Below are 15,684 nucleotides of genomic sequence, written 5' to 3' on the forward strand. Positions count from 1 at the left end.
TTAACGCATGGGCGGTGCCGGGCGGCCACCGCGGGCGGGGCGGCGCCGGCGGCGCTGGCCCCGGCTCACCAACACCCAGGCCAGCAGCACGGGCACACCGAGCGCCGCCAGGGCGCACAGCAGGTGCAGCCAGTCATCGGCCATGGGCGGCGTCCAGCGCCAGGTTGAGCGCCAGCACGTTCACGCGCGGCTCGCCGATCAGGCCGAACAGCAGCGGCTGCTCCGTATGCTGCCCCACCAGATCCACCAACTGCTGCGGCGCCAGGCCGCGCAGGCGGGCGATGCGCGGCGCCTGGTACAGGGCGGCGGCGGGGCTGATGTGCGGGTCCAGCCCGCTGGCCGAGGCGGTGACCAGATCGGCGGGCACGGGCGCCTGGTTGCCGAGGTCGGCCGCGCGCAGGGCTTCGATGCGGGCCCGGACCGCGTCGACCAGGGCCGGGTTCAGCGGGCCCTGGTTCGACCCCGAGGAAGCCGCCGCGTTGTAAGCCATGGGCGCCGTGGCCGACGGCCGGCCCCAGAAATGGCGGGGGTCGCTGAAGGACTGGCCGATCAGCGCCGAGCCCACGACGGTTTCGCCCTGCACGACCAGGCTGCCCGCCGCCTGCTGCGGGAACACGGCGCGCGCCGCGCCGGTCACGGCCAGCGGGTAGACGATGCCGGTCAGCACGCTCAGCAAGGCAAACAGGGCCAGCACCGGGCGCAGCAGCGCGTGGCGCTGGCTCGGGCCTTGGTTGGGGTTGAGGTTGTTGTTCATCTCCGGCTCCTTCACACCAGGCCGCTGGCGGCCAGCAGCATGTCAATCAGCTTGATGCCCACGAAGGGCACGACCAGCCCGCCCAGTCCATAGACCGCCAGGTTGCGGCGCAGCAGCGCAGATGCGCCGACGGGCCGGTAGCGCACGCCCTTGAGCGCCAGCGGGATGAGCACGACGATGATCAGCGCGTTGAAGATCACGGCGCTCAGGATGGCCGAGGACGGGCTGGCCAGATCCATGACGTTCAGGGCGCCCAGGTGCGGATAGGTGCCCATGAAGATCGCCGGGATGATGGCGAAGTACTTGGCCACGTCGTTGGCGATGGAGAAGGTGGTGAGCGAGCCGCGCGTCATCAGCAGCGCCTTGCCGGTCTCCACCACCTCCAGCAGCTTGGTGGGGTTGGAGTCCAGGTCCACCATGTTGCTGGCCTCCTTGGCGGCCTGCGTGCCGCTGCCTATGGCCACGGCCACGTCGGCCTGGGCCAGCGCGGGCGCGTCGTTGGTGCCGTCGCCGGTCATGGCCACCAGCCGGCCTTCGGCCTGGTACTGGCGGATGAGGCGCAGCTTGTCCTCGGGCGTGGCCTCGGCCAGGAAGTCGTCCACACCGGCCTCGGCCGCGATGGCGGCGGCGGTGAGCCGGTTGTCGCCCGTGATCATCACCGTACGGATGCCCATGCGCCGCAGCTCGGCGAAGCGATCGCGGATGCCCGCCTTGACGATGTCCTTGAGCTCCACCACGCCCAGCACGCGCGCGCCCTCGGCCACGGCCAGCGGCGTGCTGCCCCGGCGTGCCACCGCGTCGGCGGCCTGGACCACCTCGGGCGGCAGACGCCCGCCCAGCGCCTCAACATGGTGGCGCAGCGCCTCGACGGCGCCCTTGCGCAGCAGAACCCACTCACCCGCCCCGCCCTTCGCGGCCGGCAGGTCGGCCCCGCTCATGCGCGTCTGGGCCGTGAAGGGCACGAACAGGGCCCCCGGCACCGGCTGCGAGGTCACGCCCTCGCGCCGCGCCAGCTCGACGATGCTGCGCCCCTCGGGCGTTTCGTCGGCCAGCGAGGCCAGCAACGCCGCCTGCGCCAGCTGCGCCTTGTCGACGCCCGGCGCGGGCAGGAAGGCACTGGCCTGCCGGTTGCCGTGGGTGATGGTGCCGGTCTTGTCCAGCAGCAGCACGTCCACGTCGCCCGCGGCCTCCACGGCGCGGCCCGAGGTGGCGATGACGTTGGCCTGCATCATGCGGCTCATGCCCGCCACGCCCACAGCCGACAGCAGGCCGCCGATGGTGGTGGGGATCAGGCACACCAGCAGGGCCACCAGCGCCGTCAGCGACACCACGGTGCCCGCGCCGGAAGCCTGCACGCTGAAGACCGAATAGGGCAGCAGCGTCACGGTCACCACCAGGAACACGATGGTCAACGCCACCAGCAGGATGGTGAGGGCGATCTCGTTGGGCGTCTTACTGCGCTTGGCGGCCTCCACCATGCCGATCATGCGGTCCAGGAACGACTCGCCCGGGTTCACGCCAATGCGCACCACCAGCCAGTCGGACAACACCCGCGTGCCACCGGTCACGGCGGAGAAGTCGCCGCCCGACTCGCGCACCACCGGCGCCGATTCGCCGGTGATGGCGCTCTCGTCCACCGAGGCCACGCCTTCGATCACCTCGCCGTCGAGCGGGATCATGTCGCCGGCCTCGACCAGCACCACGTCGCCCTTGCGCAGGTCGGTCGCCTGCTGGGGCAGGAAGCCGCTGTCGCGGTGTACGCCCTTGAGCTTCTTGGTCCAGGTGTCCTTGCGCAGGCTGCGCAGCGACGCGGCCTGGGCCTTGCTGCGCCCCTCGGCCAGGGCCTCGGCAAAGTTGGCGAACAGCACGGTGAACCACAGCCACACCGCCACCGCCAGGACGAAGCCGGCGCCCATGCCTGTGTCGCCGGGAGCGTTGAGCGTGTTCAGCCACAGCAGCGTGGTGAGGATGCTGCCGACATAGACGACGAACATCACCGGGTTGCGCCACTGGGCGCGCGGGCTGAGCCTGGCGAAGGCGCCGCGCAGCGCCGGCCGCAGCAGGGCGGGATCGGCAAGCGAAAGATTTTTTTGCATCGAAGTCATGGTTGACTCACTTCCAGAGCATCAGGTGCTCGACCACCGGCCCCAGGGCCAGCGCCGGCACATAGTTCAGCAGGCCCACCAGCAGCACGGTGCCGACCAGCAGCACCACGAACAGCGGGCCGTGCGTGGGCAGGGTGCCGGAGGTGACCGGCAGGCGCGGCTTGCCCGCCAGCGCCCCGGCCAGGGCCAGAACCGGCACGATCACGGCGAAGCGGCCCAGCCACATGGCCACGCCCAGCATGGCGTTGTAGAAGGGGGTGTTGGCCGACAGCCCGGCGAAGGCGCTGCCGTTGTTGTTGGCCGCCGAGGTGAAGGCGTACAGCACCTCGGAGAAGCCATGGGCCCCGGGGTTGGCGACGCCGGCGCGCCCGGCCGTGGTGCTCACGGCCACGGCCGTGCCCAGCAGCACCACCAGCGGCGTGACGAGGATGATGAATGACACCAGCTTCATCTCGAACACCTCGATCTTCTTGCCCAGGTACTCGGGCGTGCGGCCGATCATCAGGCCGGCGATGAAGACCGCCAGCACGGCGAACACCAGCATGCCGTACAGCCCCGAGCCCACGCCGCCAAAGACCACCTCGCCCAGCTGCATGAGCACCAGCGGCACCATGCCGCCCAGGGGCGTGAGCGAGTCGTGCATGGCGTCCACGGCGCCGCACGAGGCGGCGGTCGTCACGGCCACGAACAACGCCGTGCCGGAGATACCGAAGCGCAGCTCCTTGCCTTCCATGTTGCCCAGGGCCGGGTCCACCCCCAGCGCCGTCAGCAACGGATTGCCTGCGCGCTCCGCCCAGGTGACGGCCACCACGGCGGCCACGAAGATCACCGCCATGGCGGCCAGGATCGCCCAGCCCTGGCGGCTGTCGCCCACCGCCCGGCCGAAGGCGAAGCACAGCGCCGCGGGGATCAGGAAGATCGCCAGCATCTGCGCCAGGTTGGCCAGCGCCGTGGGATTCTCGTAGGGGTGGGCCGAGTTGGCGTTGAAGAAGCCCCCGCCGTTGGTGCCCAGCAGCTTGATCGCCTCCTGCGAGGCCACGGGCCCCATGGGCAGCGTCTGCGTCTGCGTGCGCAGCTCCTGCACCACCGGCTGGCCCGCCGCGTCGAGCAGCGGCTGGCCGTCTGCGCCGGTCTGCGGCGCCAGGTAGGTGGTGGCCTCGACGGTCGCCACCCGGTGGTAGCCATCGAAGTTCTGGATCACGCCCTGCGACACGAAGAAGAGGGCGATCACGAAGGCGATCGGCATCAGCACCCACAGGGTGATGCGCGTGAGGTCCACCCACACATTGCCGACGGCGCCAAAACGCGTCCCCGCGGCCGGACGGCCCTCGCCCCGCCCGGCAAAACCACGCACCAGCACAAAGGCCACTGCAATGCCGGTGGCCGCCGACAGGAAGTTCTGCACCGCAAGGCCCAGCATCTGGCTGAGGTAGCTCATGGTGCTCTCGCCCGCGTAGCCCTGCCAGTTGGTGTTGGTCACGAAACTGATGGCCGTGTTGAACGCCGAGTCGGGCGCCACGGCGCCGAAGCCCTCGGGGTTCAGCGGCAGCCACCCCTGCAGGCGCTGCAGGCCATAGAGGGCCAGCGCACCCAGCGCGTTGAAGACCAGCAGTGCCAGCGCGTAGGCGCGCCAGCCCATGGATTCGTCCGGACGCACGCTAGCCAGCCGGTACAGCGGCGCCTCGGCCCGCAGCAGCCAGCGCGGCAGGCGCCCGTCGATAAGGGCCGCAAGCCAGCGGCCCAGAGGCCAGGCCAGCAGGGCCAGCAATGCCAGAAACAGGGCCAGCAGGCCCCAGGAAGAGGTGTTCATGGTCAGAACTCCTCGGCGCAGACCAGCGCGAACACAAGGTAGGCCATCAGGAGGACGGCCAGCAGCCCTCCCAGGCCGTAAAGAACTTCGAGCGCCATCACACCGGCTCCCCGCGCGCCCGTCCCAGGCGATCCAGGCCCACGGCCAACTGCGCCACTGCCAGCCAGAGCAAGCCCAGCCCGGCAACCCATACGATGTCCATACAACACACTCCTGCCAATCCAAACAGATGACAGGCAGTCTCCCGAAGGGCGCATCAAAACGGGGTAGAAAGGCCTCGGCGGCCTGTAAAAAAAGTGTCAATGGCCGGCAGGCCGGGCCACCGGCGCGGTCGCCCAATTCGCGGCTGGTGGGCAGGGGGGCCGCCTGCCCGGTAAAATTGCAGGTTTACCCTTACAGCCCCTTCCGGAACCGCCCCGATGGCCAATTCTCAACAAATGGCGAATGCGATCCGCGCACTCGCAATGGATGCCGTTCAACAAGCCAACTCGGGCCATCCCGGTGCCCCCATGGGTATGGCCGACATGGCCGTGGCGTTGTGGGGCCGGCACCTGAAGCACAACCCCACCAACCCCCAGTGGATGGACCGCGACCGTTTCGTGCTGTCCAACGGCCACGCGTCGATGCTGCTGTACTCGCTGCTGCACCTCACGGGCTATGACCTGCCCCTGCAGGAGCTGAAGAACTTCCGCCAGCTGCACAGCAAGACCGCCGGCCACCCCGAGCACGGCATCACCCCCGGCGTGGAGACCACCACCGGCCCGCTGGGCCAGGGCGTGACCAACGCCGTGGGCTTTGCGCTGGCCGAGAAGCTGCTGGCCGCCGAGTTCAACCGCGAAGGCCACGCCGTGGTGGACCACCACACCTACGTGTTCCTGGGCGACGGCTGCCTGATGGAAGGCATCAGCCATGAGGCCGTGGCTCTCGCCGGCGCGTGGAAGCTCAACAAGCTCATCGCGCTGTACGACGACAACGGCATCAGCATCGACGGCCAGGTGGCGCCCTGGTTCATCGACAACACCCCGCAGCGCTTCATGGCCTGCGGCTGGAACGTGATCGACGCCGTGGACGGGCATGACGTGGAAGCTGTGGCCGCCGCCATCGGCCAAGCCAAGGCCAGCGCCGACAAGCCCACGCTGATCGTCTGCAAGACCGTCATCGGCAAGGGCAGCCCCAACCGCGCCAACACGGCCAAGGCCCATGGCGAGCCCCTGGGCGCCGAGGAAATCAACCTCACGCGCGCTGCCCTGGGCTGGTCGCACGAGCCCTTCGCGATCCCCGAGTCGGTGTACGCCGACTGGGATGCCAAGGCGGCCGGCCAGGCCGCCGAAGCCGAGTGGACGCTGCGCTTTGCCGCCTACGAGGCCGCCTACCCCGAGCTGGCATTCGAGCTGTCCCGCCGCATGGCTGGCGACCTGCCCAAGCACTTCGCCCAGGTGGCGGTGGACACCGTGGTGGCCGCGCACACCAAGGCCGAGACCGTGGCCAGCCGCAAGGCCAGCCAGATCGCGCTGGAAGCCTTCACCGCCGCACTGCCCGAACTGCTGGGCGGCAGCGCCGACCTGACCGGCTCCAACCTCACCAACACCAAGAGCACGCCCGCGCTGCGCATCGAGCCCAACGGCGCCGTGGCCAAGACCGAGGCCGGCCAGGTGGGCCGCCACATCAACTACGGCGTGCGCGAGTTCGGCATGGCGGCCATCATGAACGGCCTGGCGCTGCACGGCGGTTTCATCCCCTACGGCGGCACCTTCCTCACATTCAGCGACTACAGCCGCAACGCCATCCGCATGGCCGCGCTGATGAAGCAGCGCGTAGTGCACGTGTTCACGCACGACTCCATCGGCCTGGGCGAGGACGGCCCCACGCACCAGTCGATCGAGCACGCCGCCAGCCTGCGCCTGATCCCCGGCCTGGACGTGTGGCGCCCCGCCGACACGGCCGAGACCGCCGTGGCCTGGAGCGTGGCCCTGTCCAACCGCGACAAGCCCACCGCGCTGCTGCTGTCCCGCCAGAACCTGCCCTACGCGCCCAAGAGCGACCTGGGCGACATCTCGCGCGGCGCCTACATTCTCTCCGAGCCCGCCGCCGTGGGTCTGAAGAAGAAGGCCCAGGCCGTGATCATCGCCACCGGCTCCGAGGTGCAGCTGGCCCTGGCCGCGCAGCAACTGCTGGCCGCCAAGAAGATCGCCGTGCGCGTGGTCTCCATGCCCAGCACCACCACCTTCGATCGCGAGGACACCAAGTACAAGCAACTGGTGCTGCCCGCCGGCATCCCGCGCATCGCCGTCGAGATGGGCGTGACCGACTTCTGGTGGAAGTACGGCTGCGCCGCGGTGGTCGGCATCGACACCTATGGCGAGTCGGCCCCGGCCGGCGTGCTGTTCAAGCATTTCGGCTTCACGGCCGAGAACGTCGCCGACACGGTGCTGGCCGCGCTGCAGCGCGCGCGCTGATCCCTCCCGGTTCTCGTTTTTTGCAATCCATCCATCCCTAGAGGCTCACACCATGACGATCAAGATTGGCATCAACGGCTTCGGCCGCATCGGCCGCAACGTACTGCGCTCGGCCGTGCAGAACTTCTCCGACATCGAAGTCGTTGGCATCAACGACCTGCTGGAGCCCGAGTACCTCGCGTACATGCTGCGCTATGACAGCGTGCATGGCCGCTTCAAGGGCGAGGTCTCGGTCGAGGGCAACACGCTGATCGTCAACGGCAAGAAGATCCGCCTGACGCAGGAGCGCGACCCCGCCAATCTGAAGTGGAACGAAGTCGGCGCCGACATCGTGATCGAGTCCACCGGCCTGTTCCTGGACAAGGCCAGCGCCGAGAAGCACATCGCTGCCGGTGCCAAGAAGGTGCTGATGTCGGCCCCGTCCAAGGACGACACGCCCATGTTCGTGTTCGGCGTGAACCACGCCACCTACGCCGGCCAGGCCATCATCTCCAACGCGTCCTGCACCACCAACTGCCTGGCCCCCGTGGCCAAGGTGCTGCATGACAAGTGGGGCATCAAGCGCGGCCTGATGACCACCGTGCACGCCGCCACCGCCACGCAAAAGACCGTGGACGGCCCGAGCAACAAGGACTGGCGCGGCGGCCGCGGCATTCTGGAAAACATCATCCCCAGTTCCACCGGCGCCGCCAAGGCCGTGGGCGTGGTGATCCCCGAGCTGAACAAGAAGCTGACCGGCATGTCCTTCCGCGTGCCCACCTCCGACGTGTCGGTGGTGGACCTGACGGTGGAGCTGGAGAAGGAAGCCAGCTACGACGAGATCAAGGCCGAGATGAAGGCCCAGTCGCAGGGCGCGCTGAAGGGCGTGCTGGCCTATACCGAGGACAAGGTGGTGGCCACCGACTTCGTGGGCGAGACCCACACCTCGGTGTTCGACGCCGACGCCGGCATCGCCCTGGACAAGACCTTCGTGAAGGTCGTGGCCTGGTACGACAACGAGTGGGGCTACTCCAACAAGTGCCTGGAGATGGTGCGCGTGATGGCCGGCAAGTAAGCCGCAGCCTCCGCCGCTCACAGAGAACGCGCCTTCGGGCGCGTTTTTTATGTCAAATATGCCTCTGGCGCTTATCCATCAAGCGTAGGTAGCTATTTATTCAATAGCAAAGCACGTCCACGGCCGGCACCCCATACTTGCGGCATGACCACCTCTCCCGCCCTCCCCACCGCCGCCGACGTGCTGCGCTTTTGGTTCGACGAGGCCACGCCGCAGCAATGGTTCGCCAAGGACGCCGCGTTCGACGCCGCCATCCGCACCCGCTTCGCCGCGCTGCATGCGCAGGCCGCGCAGGGGGAGTTGTGGCACTGGCGCGGCGATGCCCAGGGCCGCCTGGCGGAAATCCTGGTGCTCGACCAGTTCTCGCGCAACCTGCACCGCGACACCCCCGCCGCCTTCTCGCAGGACGGCATGGCCCTGGTGCTGGCGCAGGAGGCCTTGGCACAGGGTCTGGACGCGCGGCTGGAGCCCGCGCAGCGCGCCTTCCTGTACATGCCCTACATGCACAGCGAGTCGCCGCGCGTGCAGGAAGAATCGGTGCGCCTGTTCACCGCGCTGGGCAACCCGGGCAGCCTGCACTTCGCGCATGCGCACCGGGACATCATTGCGCGCTTTGGCCGCTATCCGCACCGCAACGCCGCTCTGGGCCGCGCCAGCACGGCCGAGGAGCTCGCCTTCCTGCAGCAGCCGGGCAGCAGCTTCTGAAGGCAAAAGGCCGCAGGAGCCCACGCTCCTGCGGCCTTTTTCATGGTGCAGCGCCCTACTGTCGGGCGCTGGCAGCTATTGCATCAATAGCGCCCGCTCACTCCGCCGTGCGGATGGTGTCGCGGCCGTTGCGGTCCTTGGCACGCTCGATGTCGTCGCCCAGCGCGCGCACCAGCTTCTCCACGGCCGCCGTGAAAGCATCGGCCACCTTGGCCGCCTCGGCACGCGCAGCCACAGGCTGGCGGCCAGCGGGGCGCACCTCGATCACGCAGCGCTTGTCGGCCGCGCCGGACTTGCCGCCGTCCACATCGGACAGGAACACCTCCACGCGCGTCACGTGCTCGCGAAAGCGCGCCAGCTTGGCGGTGGCTTCTTCCTGCACCCAGCGGGCCAGCGATTCGCCGCCCTGGATGTGGTCGTCGGTATGCACCTGGATCTGCATGTTTTCTCCTTCGTGAAGTGGATGGGTCGATGGGGCGGACGGTAGCGCCCCTGTCTTTATCATGCCCCAGTAGGCGCCTGCATGCTTGATTCGTATCAAGCAAAACGCACAGCCGCGCTCTGCGGCTCGTTCCTACAGCGTGCGGGCAAGCGCGGTGTTACAACTGAGTCGATGACTGTCCTGCCGCCCTGGCTACAGCCCGACCGCATGCCGTCGGTGACGCCCTCCCAGCCGCGCCTGAAGATCGGCCTGTCCGCGTGCTTTTCGCATGCGGACCCGGGCCGGCCGCTGTTCACCAACAAGACCCTGCAGTACGTGGAGCAGTCCATCGCGCACTGGATCATGTCGGCCGGCGCGCTGGTGGTGATGGTGCCCTGCCCCACGGGCGAGACCGCGCGCGGCGACGTCACGCTCAAGCACTATGCCGAGTGGCTCGACGGCGTGGTGATGCACGGCGGGGCGGACGTCTGGCCCGGCAGCTACGGCGAGGTGCCGCTCAAGGACGCATGGCTGGGCGATCGCGTGCGCGACCTGTACGACCTGGCGGTGGTGGAGGCCTTCGAGCAGGCCGGCAAGCCCATCTTCGGCGTGTGCCGCGGGCTGCAGCTCATCAACGTGGCTTTTGGCGGCACGCTGTACCAGGACATCGAGACCCAGCACCCCGGCGCGCTGCAGCACCGCAACCCGAGCACCTACGACCAACACTTCCACGAGGTGGACATCGTGCCCGGCACGCGGCTGGCGCGGCTGTATCCGGAGCAGCCGCGCGTCACCGTGAACAGCATCCACCACCAGGGCATCAAGAACCTGGCGCCCGGCTTCGACATCGAGGCCTGGAGCTACCCCGACGGCGTGCCCGAGGCGATACGCCGCAACCCGAGCCACGGGCGCGGCTACATCGCGGCGACGCAGTGGCACCCGGAATTCCGCGCCAGCGCGGCCGTCACGCTGGACGACTCGCCGCTGCTGCACGACTTCCTGGCCGCCTGCAGCCGGGCGCGCGTGCTGCCCCGGCCCGGCCACAGCCCGCTGCAGATCCGCGACCGCGCGGAGCGCCTGCTGCGCCGCGCATTGCTGCGCAGGTGTTAACCAAAATGGTCGCTGGCGCTTGATAGGCAAGCGCTGACAGCTATCAATAACGCAGCATCAATGGTGGTGCCCGTGCCCGCCATGCACATGGCGGTGGGCGATTTCCTCGGCCGTGGCGGCGCGCACCTCGGTCACCTTGCAGGCAAAACGCAGCGCCTTGCCGGCCAGCGGGTGGTTGCCGTCCAGGTGCACCACGGGGCCCTTGATCTTGACCACGTGGAACATCTGCGGCTGGCCGTCGGCGCCGGGGCCCTGCAACTGGCCGCCCACCTTCACGCCGGGCGGGAACTCGCTCTTGGGGATGGTGCGCACCAGGCTCTCGTCGCGCGCGCCGAACGCGTCCTCCACCGCCAGGTCCAGCGTGACGACATGGCCCGGGGCCTGGCCTTCCAGCGCGGCCTCGACCTTGGGGAAGATGTTCTCGTAGCCGCCGTGCAGGTAGGCCACATTGCCGGCATCGAGCGGCTTGCCCGTGGCGGGATCGGTGACGCGGTAGCTGAGCGTGACGGCGGTGTCTTGGGTGATGTTCATGGCTTGGTTTCCGTGGAGGGCGGCGGCGCGGGCAGGCGCCGCCACAAGGCCGCCATTGTCCCGCACACGCCAAGGCCGCGCGGGCGGCCGGGCCGGCCGCTGCGCAGGCGTTCAGGCCTGCGGCACCTCGTCCTGCGCGCTGCCCGGGTGGCGCGCAAAGCGCCGGGGGGCGCTGCCATGCACCGGGTCGCTCGCGTCCCAGGGCCAGCCGCCGAACTGCGTGCGGCGAAAGTCCTGCATGGCCTGCATGATTTCCTGCTGGGTGTTCATCACGAACGGGCCGTACTGCACCACCGGCTCGCCGATGGGACGGCCCTGCAACAGCAGGCATTCCACGGTGTCGCCGCCGGTGTTGACCAGCTCCAGCGCCCGATCGGCCGCCACCTCCAGCGCCGCGTGGCCGCCCTGGGGCTCGCCGGCGATCGAGAGCCCTTCGCCCACGAACCAGTACAGCATGCGGCGCGTGCCCTGTCCGCGGGCCGCCGGCAGCGTCCAATGCGCGCCGGGCTCCATGCGCAGCGTCCAGATGGCGACGTCGGCGTCCGCCTGCGCGGCCCAGGACTCGGGGGGCGGCGGCAGCGGCGCACCGGCGCCGTCCAGCGCGCCGGCGACCACGGTGACCGTGGTGCGCAGGCCGGCCGCGTCGGCATGCTCCAGGCGCGGGATGCGTTCGTTCCACAGCATGGTGAAGTGCGGCTGCACCATCTTGTGGCGCGCGGGCAGATTCAGCCAGATCTGGAACAGCTCCAGCGGGTTGGGCGCGTCGGTGTTCAGCAGCGGGAACATCTCCGAATGCATGATGCCCGCGCCGGCGGTGACCCACTGCACGTCGCCGCCACCGAAGCGCGCGGCCGCGCCCAGCGAGTCGGCATGGTCGATCAGGCCCTTGCGCACCAGCGTGACGGTCTCGAAGCCCCGGTGCGGGTGGCCGGGAAAGCCGGGCACGTGCTCGCCGTGGTACATCGAAAAGCCGTCCTTGCGGCTGAAGTCGCTGCCCATCTGGCGCCCCTCCAGCGCCACCGCCTGCACGCCCATGGCGCCGTTGCCGGCGGGATAGGCGTCGTCATGGTGGGCGCAGAACAGGAACGGATCGAGCGTGGGCCACAGCGGCCCCAGGGGCTGGGATTGCAGGACGGGACTGGCGCGGGTGTTCATGGGGTTCCTTTCCAAGGCCGGCGCGGCGACACGGCGCAGGCACTGTGCATCATGTGGGGACGGAAGGCCATTTGCCCAGCGGGCGCCGGCGCGACACTGCGGCCCATGCGTGGAACGATGGCAGCCCAATCTTCGAGCAAAAACCGTCGCAAAGGCAGTCGGGCTGAGCGCTGGCAGCTATCTTTTCATGAGCAACCTGGCGCCCTGTGCGCGGGCCCCAGCTCCCGCAGCGAAGGCCCGCCCGCGTCACCTGCCCCGCGCCTTCAGCCCGGCGCGGAGTCCGCCAGCACCATCCACGACACGCCAAAGCGGTCGTTGACCATGCCGAACGCGGGCGAAAAGAAGGTCTTGGCCATCGGCGCCACCACCGTGCCGCCGTCGGCCAGCGCGTCGAACCTGCTGTGCGCCTCCACCTCGCTGGCCACCGAGAGCGTGAGCGAGATGCCGTTGAACACCGGGTGGCCGCCCGCCATGCCGTCCGAGGCCATGAGGGTCGTCTCCCCCACGCGCAGTTCCGCATGCATGACCTTGTCGCCGGGCACGGCGGCCGACGCGGAGCATTCGCCCGCGGGCGGCTCGGGGCTGTCCCGAAAGCGCATCAGCAACTGCGTCTGCGCGCCCAGCGCCTGGGCGTAGAACGCCAGCGCCTCTTCGCAGCGGCCATCGAACATCAGATAGGGTTGGACTTGCATCGCGTTCTCCGCACAAAGGGCCGTGGGGTTGAAAGGCACCGCCTACGCCGCCGCGCCGATGGCGGGCCGGGCCTGTCCGCGCGGGTCCAGCGCCACCTGGATCTGCGGCGCCCCGCGCACGTCGGGGCGGGCGCGGTCGCCCAGGTCCTGCAGCGCGGTGAACTGCCCGTCCAGGTACAGGAAGGTGATGCTGGCGGCAATGTGGGCCAGCGCCTGCCGCGCATCGTCAAAGCCTTCGGCCTCCACGCGCCCGTCGCCATCCAGCTGGTAGGCCCAGCCCTGCGCCTGCGGTGCGAGGGCACCCAGGTCGATGAGCTTGTCGCGCACATTGCTGGCGTACACGCGCCCGCCCGACGCGTACAGCGTGAAGGTGTGGGCGGGGTGGCTTTCGGCCGGCGGCGGCGCGGCGTCGGTGGCGTCGGTGTGGGAGGGGCGAGAGGTCATGGCGGCGTCCTGGCGGTGGCAGGTGGGATGCCGCGCCACACATGGTGCGGCCCCGGCAGCGCCATCGTAGGCAGCCGGCCGCGCGCGGGCTGTAGGAAAACGCCGGGCGCTGCTGCTTTGCATAAAAAAGGCCTGCAGCGCCCGCCCATCAAGCGCTGACAGCTATGCAAATAGGAGCATCAGCGCCGTCCGCGCCCCCACCACCAACCCACCGCCAGGCCGACCACACCGAGTACCGCCACCACCGTGGCCGATCCCGCCATGCGCTGACGGTGGCCGCCGTCGATGGAAGTCTGGTGCGAGGGGGCAAACAGATTGCCTTGGGTGAGCGGCGCGGGCGCTGCGCGGCGCAGCCCCAGGTCGCTGAACCAGCGCATGGCGCGGGCCGTGCCCTGCGGCGCCAGCGCATGCGCCACACGCCCGGGCATCGCGCCCAGGCCCAGCCAGGTGACGGCGCGCGGGTGGGCCGCATCGGCCAGGTCCACGATGGCCTGGGCCACCGCGCGCGGGTCCACCATGGGCAGCGGCGGGCGGATGCGCCGGCCCGTGTAGTTGGCGCCGTGCGACAGGCCCGGCGAATCGACGAACGTGGGCGCCACGTCGCACACATGCACCTGGGGCAGGTCGACCACCTCGGCGCGCAGGCTTTCGGACAGGCCGCGCAGGCCGAACTTGCTGGCCGTGTAGGCAGCCGCGTAGGGCGCGGGCACCCAGCCGCCCAGCGAGATCAGGTTCACCAGCAGGCCGTGGCCCTGCGCGCGAAAGCGCGTGAGCGCCGCGTGCGCGCCGTGCACGTGGCCCAGCAGGTTGGACTCGATCACGCGGCGGTGCGCGGCCAGCGGCACATCGTCAAAGCGCCCCACGGCTCCCACGCCCACGCCGTTGATCCACACATCGATGCGCCCGAAGTGGCGCACCGCCTTGTCGGCCAGGGCCTGCACCGCGTCGGCGTCGGTCACGTCGGTGGGAATGCCCAGCGCCTGCCCACCCTCGGCGCGGCAGGCCAGCGCCACAGGGGCCAGCGTGTCAGGGTTGCGCGCGGCCAGCACCAGGCGCGCGCCGCGGCGCGCAAACGCCAGCGCCGTGGCATGGCCGATGCCGCTGGAGGCGCCGGTGATCACCACTACCGGATTGGGCGAGGACGCGAAGACGCTGGACGGGCTGGCGGGCAAAGCTGTGGTCATGGTGCGGCGGGCCGCGCAGGCTGCGCGGCGCAACGAAGGGCAAAACCCTATTTGTAACCGCGCTGGCGGCGCAACGGCGTAGGACAGCCGCCCTCGCGCTGTGCATTTGCATCCAAACAGCCCGCAGCGCTTGCGTATCCAGCGCGAAGCGCTATGGGTAGCGCAGCATTCACGACAGCGGCTTGGTGCCGAAGCGCACCAGCAGCCCGCGCGGGGTGACGGTGATGCTCTCGGGCTGCAGGCCCATGCCGTCGGCCAGCGCCAGGTCTTTGTCACGCAGCTGGTGCAGCACCACCTCGCGCAGCGACTGGTCGGCCAACTGCTGGCCGTAGCGCTGCAGCATGCCGGCGGCAGAGGGCTGCACACCGTCCAGGCGCAGCGCGTTCACATGCAGGTCGTGCGCGCGGATGGTGCGGTCGGTGGGTTCGTAGCGCAGGCCGAAGTCCACATCGAACGCGCCCGTGTACCGCCGCGCCTGCAGCAGCGCGCCGCTGGCCGCCACGTCCAGCACGGCGTTGAGGCGGTTGCGCTCGGGCAGCAGCGTGAGTTGCGGCGTCTGCAACTGCAGGTCCAGCAGCCCGCCCAGCGGGTAGCTGCGCGGGAAACGCTCGGCCAGTGCCTGCTGCAGCTGCTGGGTGCTGATGGTGTAGCTGGGCTGCGCACTGGCGCAGCCGGCGGCCAGGGCCAGGGCGGCGGTCAGTGCGTGCGAGAGGGCGAGTCGGCGGTGCATGGCGTTGTCAGCGAAAGACTTGGCATTGTGCGCAGCGCCGCGGCCCGCGGTGCAACCAACTGCGTCAACCGGTGTGCTGCGCGCCGGCCAGCGCGCGCAGTTGCTGGTGCGCAGCGCTGTCCAGGTCCACGGGGCGCTGGTGCTTGGCCTGCAGGTAGCGCTCGCTGAACACGTCCAGCCAGGCCAGCAGCAACGCGGCCGCGTGCGTGTCGCCCGCCTGCGCCAGGCACAGCGCCGCCACCTCGGCGGTGCAGAAATGGTCGCTGCGCTTAGCAGGCCGTTGAAAAATCCCCCGCCGACGCCCGCGTTGGCCGCTACGATCTGAAGCCATCGGTGAACGACCCAGACGAGGACGATGAGAGGCAGTCAAGATTTCCAGGGGGCGATGTTCAGCTACATCAGCCTTGAAGAGCGCGTGCCGCAGGCACACCCGCTGCGCAAGTTGCGCGCGGTGGTTGATGCGCTGCTGGCAACCATGAACCGCGAGTTCGAAGCGGTGTACGCCCGCCGTGGCCGCCCATCGGTGCCACCGG

The 15,684-nt window shown here is 69.7% G+C and carries 16 protein-coding genes and 2 pseudogenes; 5 read left to right on the forward strand and 13 right to left on the reverse strand.

What is annotated here, in order from left to right:
- The 5 genes from BV908_RS22465 to BV908_RS14085 are packed head-to-tail and all read right to left on the reverse strand — an operon-like array spanning position 1 to position 4,770.
- A complete protein-coding gene (locus BV908_RS22465) occupies positions 1-144 on the reverse strand; it encodes a hypothetical protein (RefSeq protein ID WP_157497510.1) in 144 nt (47 codons plus the stop codon).
- Positions 134-754, reverse strand: coding sequence for a potassium-transporting ATPase subunit KdpC (kdpC, locus tag BV908_RS14070; protein ID WP_047351193.1), 621 nt, complete (start codon positions 752-754; stop codon positions 134-136). Before kdpC ends, BV908_RS22465 begins: the two co-directional genes overlap by 11 nt.
- 11 nt (positions 755-765) lie before the next feature.
- Entirely contained in the window at positions 766-2,859 is a 2,094-nt protein-coding gene (gene kdpB, locus BV908_RS14075; RefSeq protein ID WP_047351177.1) for a potassium-transporting ATPase subunit KdpB, read from the reverse strand.
- A 7-nt stretch (positions 2,860-2,866) separates the two neighbouring features.
- Positions 2,867-4,669, reverse strand: coding sequence for a potassium-transporting ATPase subunit KdpA (kdpA, locus tag BV908_RS14080; protein ID WP_047351176.1), 1,803 nt, complete (start codon positions 4,667-4,669; stop codon positions 2,867-2,869).
- Positions 4,670-4,671: 2 nt separating this feature from the next.
- A complete protein-coding gene (locus tag BV908_RS14085) occupies positions 4,672-4,770 on the reverse strand; it encodes a potassium-transporting ATPase subunit F (RefSeq protein WP_084002077.1) in 99 nt (32 codons plus the stop codon).
- A gap of 318 nt (positions 4,771-5,088) precedes the next feature.
- Between BV908_RS14085 and tkt the strand changes: the two genes are divergently transcribed.
- From tkt to BV908_RS14100, 3 genes are all read left to right on the forward strand, one after another.
- A complete protein-coding gene (gene tkt / locus BV908_RS14090; protein ID WP_103738486.1) occupies positions 5,089-7,125 on the forward strand; it encodes a transketolase in 2,037 nt (678 codons plus the stop codon).
- 52 nt (positions 7,126-7,177) lie between these two features.
- Positions 7,178-8,179, forward strand: coding sequence for a type I glyceraldehyde-3-phosphate dehydrogenase (gene gap, locus BV908_RS14095; RefSeq protein WP_047351173.1), 1,002 nt, complete (start codon positions 7,178-7,180; stop codon positions 8,177-8,179).
- Positions 8,180-8,323: 144 nt separating this feature from the next.
- Positions 8,324-8,884, forward strand: coding sequence for a DUF924 family protein (locus BV908_RS14100; protein WP_103738487.1), 561 nt, complete (start codon positions 8,324-8,326; stop codon positions 8,882-8,884).
- A 97-nt stretch (positions 8,885-8,981) separates the two neighbouring features.
- On the opposite strand, the gene BV908_RS14105 is transcribed toward BV908_RS14100, so the two are convergent.
- Positions 8,982-9,326 (reverse strand): HPF/RaiA family ribosome-associated protein, encoded by a 345-nt coding sequence (locus BV908_RS14105; protein ID WP_015914545.1) that lies wholly within the window; start codon positions 9,324-9,326, stop codon positions 8,982-8,984.
- Between the two features lie 207 nt (positions 9,327-9,533).
- Here BV908_RS14105 and BV908_RS14110 point away from each other — a divergent pair, with 207 nt between their 5' ends.
- Positions 9,534-10,415, forward strand: a complete 882-nt coding sequence (locus BV908_RS14110; protein ID WP_210434029.1) for a type 1 glutamine amidotransferase — start codon at positions 9,534-9,536, stop codon at positions 10,413-10,415.
- Between the two features lie 57 nt (positions 10,416-10,472).
- Here BV908_RS14110 and BV908_RS14115 read toward each other — a convergent pair whose 3' ends face one another.
- The 7 genes and pseudogenes from BV908_RS14115 to BV908_RS14145 all read right to left on the reverse strand — a co-directional run.
- Entirely contained in the window at positions 10,473-10,946 is a 474-nt protein-coding gene (locus tag BV908_RS14115) for a peptidylprolyl isomerase (protein ID WP_103738491.1), read from the reverse strand.
- A gap of 111 nt (positions 10,947-11,057) precedes the next feature.
- Positions 11,058-12,101 carry a pirin family protein gene (locus BV908_RS14120; protein ID WP_088888166.1) on the reverse strand — a complete coding sequence of 348 codons (1,044 nt, stop codon included), beginning with the start codon at positions 12,099-12,101 and terminating at the stop codon, positions 11,058-11,060.
- A gap of 263 nt (positions 12,102-12,364) precedes the next feature.
- Positions 12,365-12,793, reverse strand: a complete 429-nt coding sequence (locus BV908_RS14125) for a VOC family protein (protein WP_103738489.1) — start codon at positions 12,791-12,793, stop codon at positions 12,365-12,367.
- A gap of 42 nt (positions 12,794-12,835) precedes the next feature.
- Positions 12,836-13,237, reverse strand: coding sequence for a hypothetical protein (locus BV908_RS14130; protein ID WP_103738492.1), 402 nt, complete (start codon positions 13,235-13,237; stop codon positions 12,836-12,838).
- A 179-nt stretch (positions 13,238-13,416) separates the two neighbouring features.
- Positions 13,417-14,421 carry an SDR family oxidoreductase gene (locus BV908_RS14135; RefSeq protein WP_047351169.1) on the reverse strand — a complete coding sequence of 335 codons (1,005 nt, stop codon included), beginning with the start codon at positions 14,419-14,421 and terminating at the stop codon, positions 13,417-13,419.
- Between the two features lie 169 nt (positions 14,422-14,590).
- Positions 14,591-15,151 carry a hypothetical protein gene (locus BV908_RS14140; RefSeq protein ID WP_011807054.1) on the reverse strand — a complete coding sequence of 187 codons (561 nt, stop codon included), beginning with the start codon at positions 15,149-15,151 and terminating at the stop codon, positions 14,591-14,593.
- Positions 15,152-15,215: 64 nt separating this feature from the next.
- Positions 15,216-15,431, reverse strand: a pseudogene (locus tag BV908_RS14145) (DTW domain-containing protein); the annotation flags it as partial.
- Positions 15,432-15,506: 75 nt separating this feature from the next.
- On the opposite strand from BV908_RS14145, the pseudogene BV908_RS14150 reads away from it, so the two are divergent.
- Positions 15,507-15,684 (forward strand): annotated as a pseudogene (locus BV908_RS14150) (IS5/IS1182 family transposase); the annotation flags it as partial.

The organism is Diaphorobacter sp. LR2014-1 (genome assembly GCF_002916785.1).
Lineage (GTDB): Bacteria > Pseudomonadota > Gammaproteobacteria > Burkholderiales > Burkholderiaceae_C > Diaphorobacter > Diaphorobacter nitroreducens.

Bases quoted from the DNA above. Each gene is read 5' to 3' on its own strand.
- BV908_RS14120 (WP_088888166.1), bottom strand. From the start codon at position 12,101: ATGAACACCCGCGCCAGTCCCGTCCTGCAATCCCAGCCCCTGGGGCCG.
- BV908_RS14105 (WP_015914545.1), bottom strand. From the start codon at position 9,326: ATGCAGATCCAGGTGCATACCGACGACCACATCCAGGGCGGCGAATCG.
- BV908_RS14115 (WP_103738491.1), bottom strand. From the start codon at position 10,946: ATGAACATCACCCAAGACACCGCCGTCACGCTCAGCTACCGCGTCACC.
- BV908_RS14130 (WP_103738492.1), bottom strand. From the start codon at position 13,237: ATGACCTCTCGCCCCTCCCACACCGACGCCACCGACGCCGCGCCGCCG.
- BV908_RS14100 (WP_103738487.1), top strand. From the start codon at position 8,324: ATGACCACCTCTCCCGCCCTCCCCACCGCCGCCGACGTGCTGCGCTTT.
- kdpC (WP_047351193.1), bottom strand. From the start codon at position 754: ATGAACAACAACCTCAACCCCAACCAAGGCCCGAGCCAGCGCCACGCG.
- BV908_RS22465 (WP_157497510.1), bottom strand. From the start codon at position 144: ATGGCCGATGACTGGCTGCACCTGCTGTGCGCCCTGGCGGCGCTCGGT.
- tkt (WP_103738486.1), top strand. From the start codon at position 5,089: ATGGCCAATTCTCAACAAATGGCGAATGCGATCCGCGCACTCGCAATG.
- BV908_RS14135 (WP_047351169.1), bottom strand. From the start codon at position 14,421: ATGACCACAGCTTTGCCCGCCAGCCCGTCCAGCGTCTTCGCGTCCTCG.
- BV908_RS14140 (WP_011807054.1), bottom strand. From the start codon at position 15,151: ATGCACCGCCGACTCGCCCTCTCGCACGCACTGACCGCCGCCCTGGCC.
- kdpA (WP_047351176.1), bottom strand. From the start codon at position 4,669: ATGAACACCTCTTCCTGGGGCCTGCTGGCCCTGTTTCTGGCATTGCTG.
- gap (WP_047351173.1), top strand. From the start codon at position 7,178: ATGACGATCAAGATTGGCATCAACGGCTTCGGCCGCATCGGCCGCAAC.
- BV908_RS14110 (WP_210434029.1), top strand. From the start codon at position 9,534: ATGCCGTCGGTGACGCCCTCCCAGCCGCGCCTGAAGATCGGCCTGTCC.
- kdpB (WP_047351177.1), bottom strand. From the start codon at position 2,859: ATGACTTCGATGCAAAAAAATCTTTCGCTTGCCGATCCCGCCCTGCTG.
- BV908_RS14125 (WP_103738489.1), bottom strand. From the start codon at position 12,793: ATGCAAGTCCAACCCTATCTGATGTTCGATGGCCGCTGCGAAGAGGCG.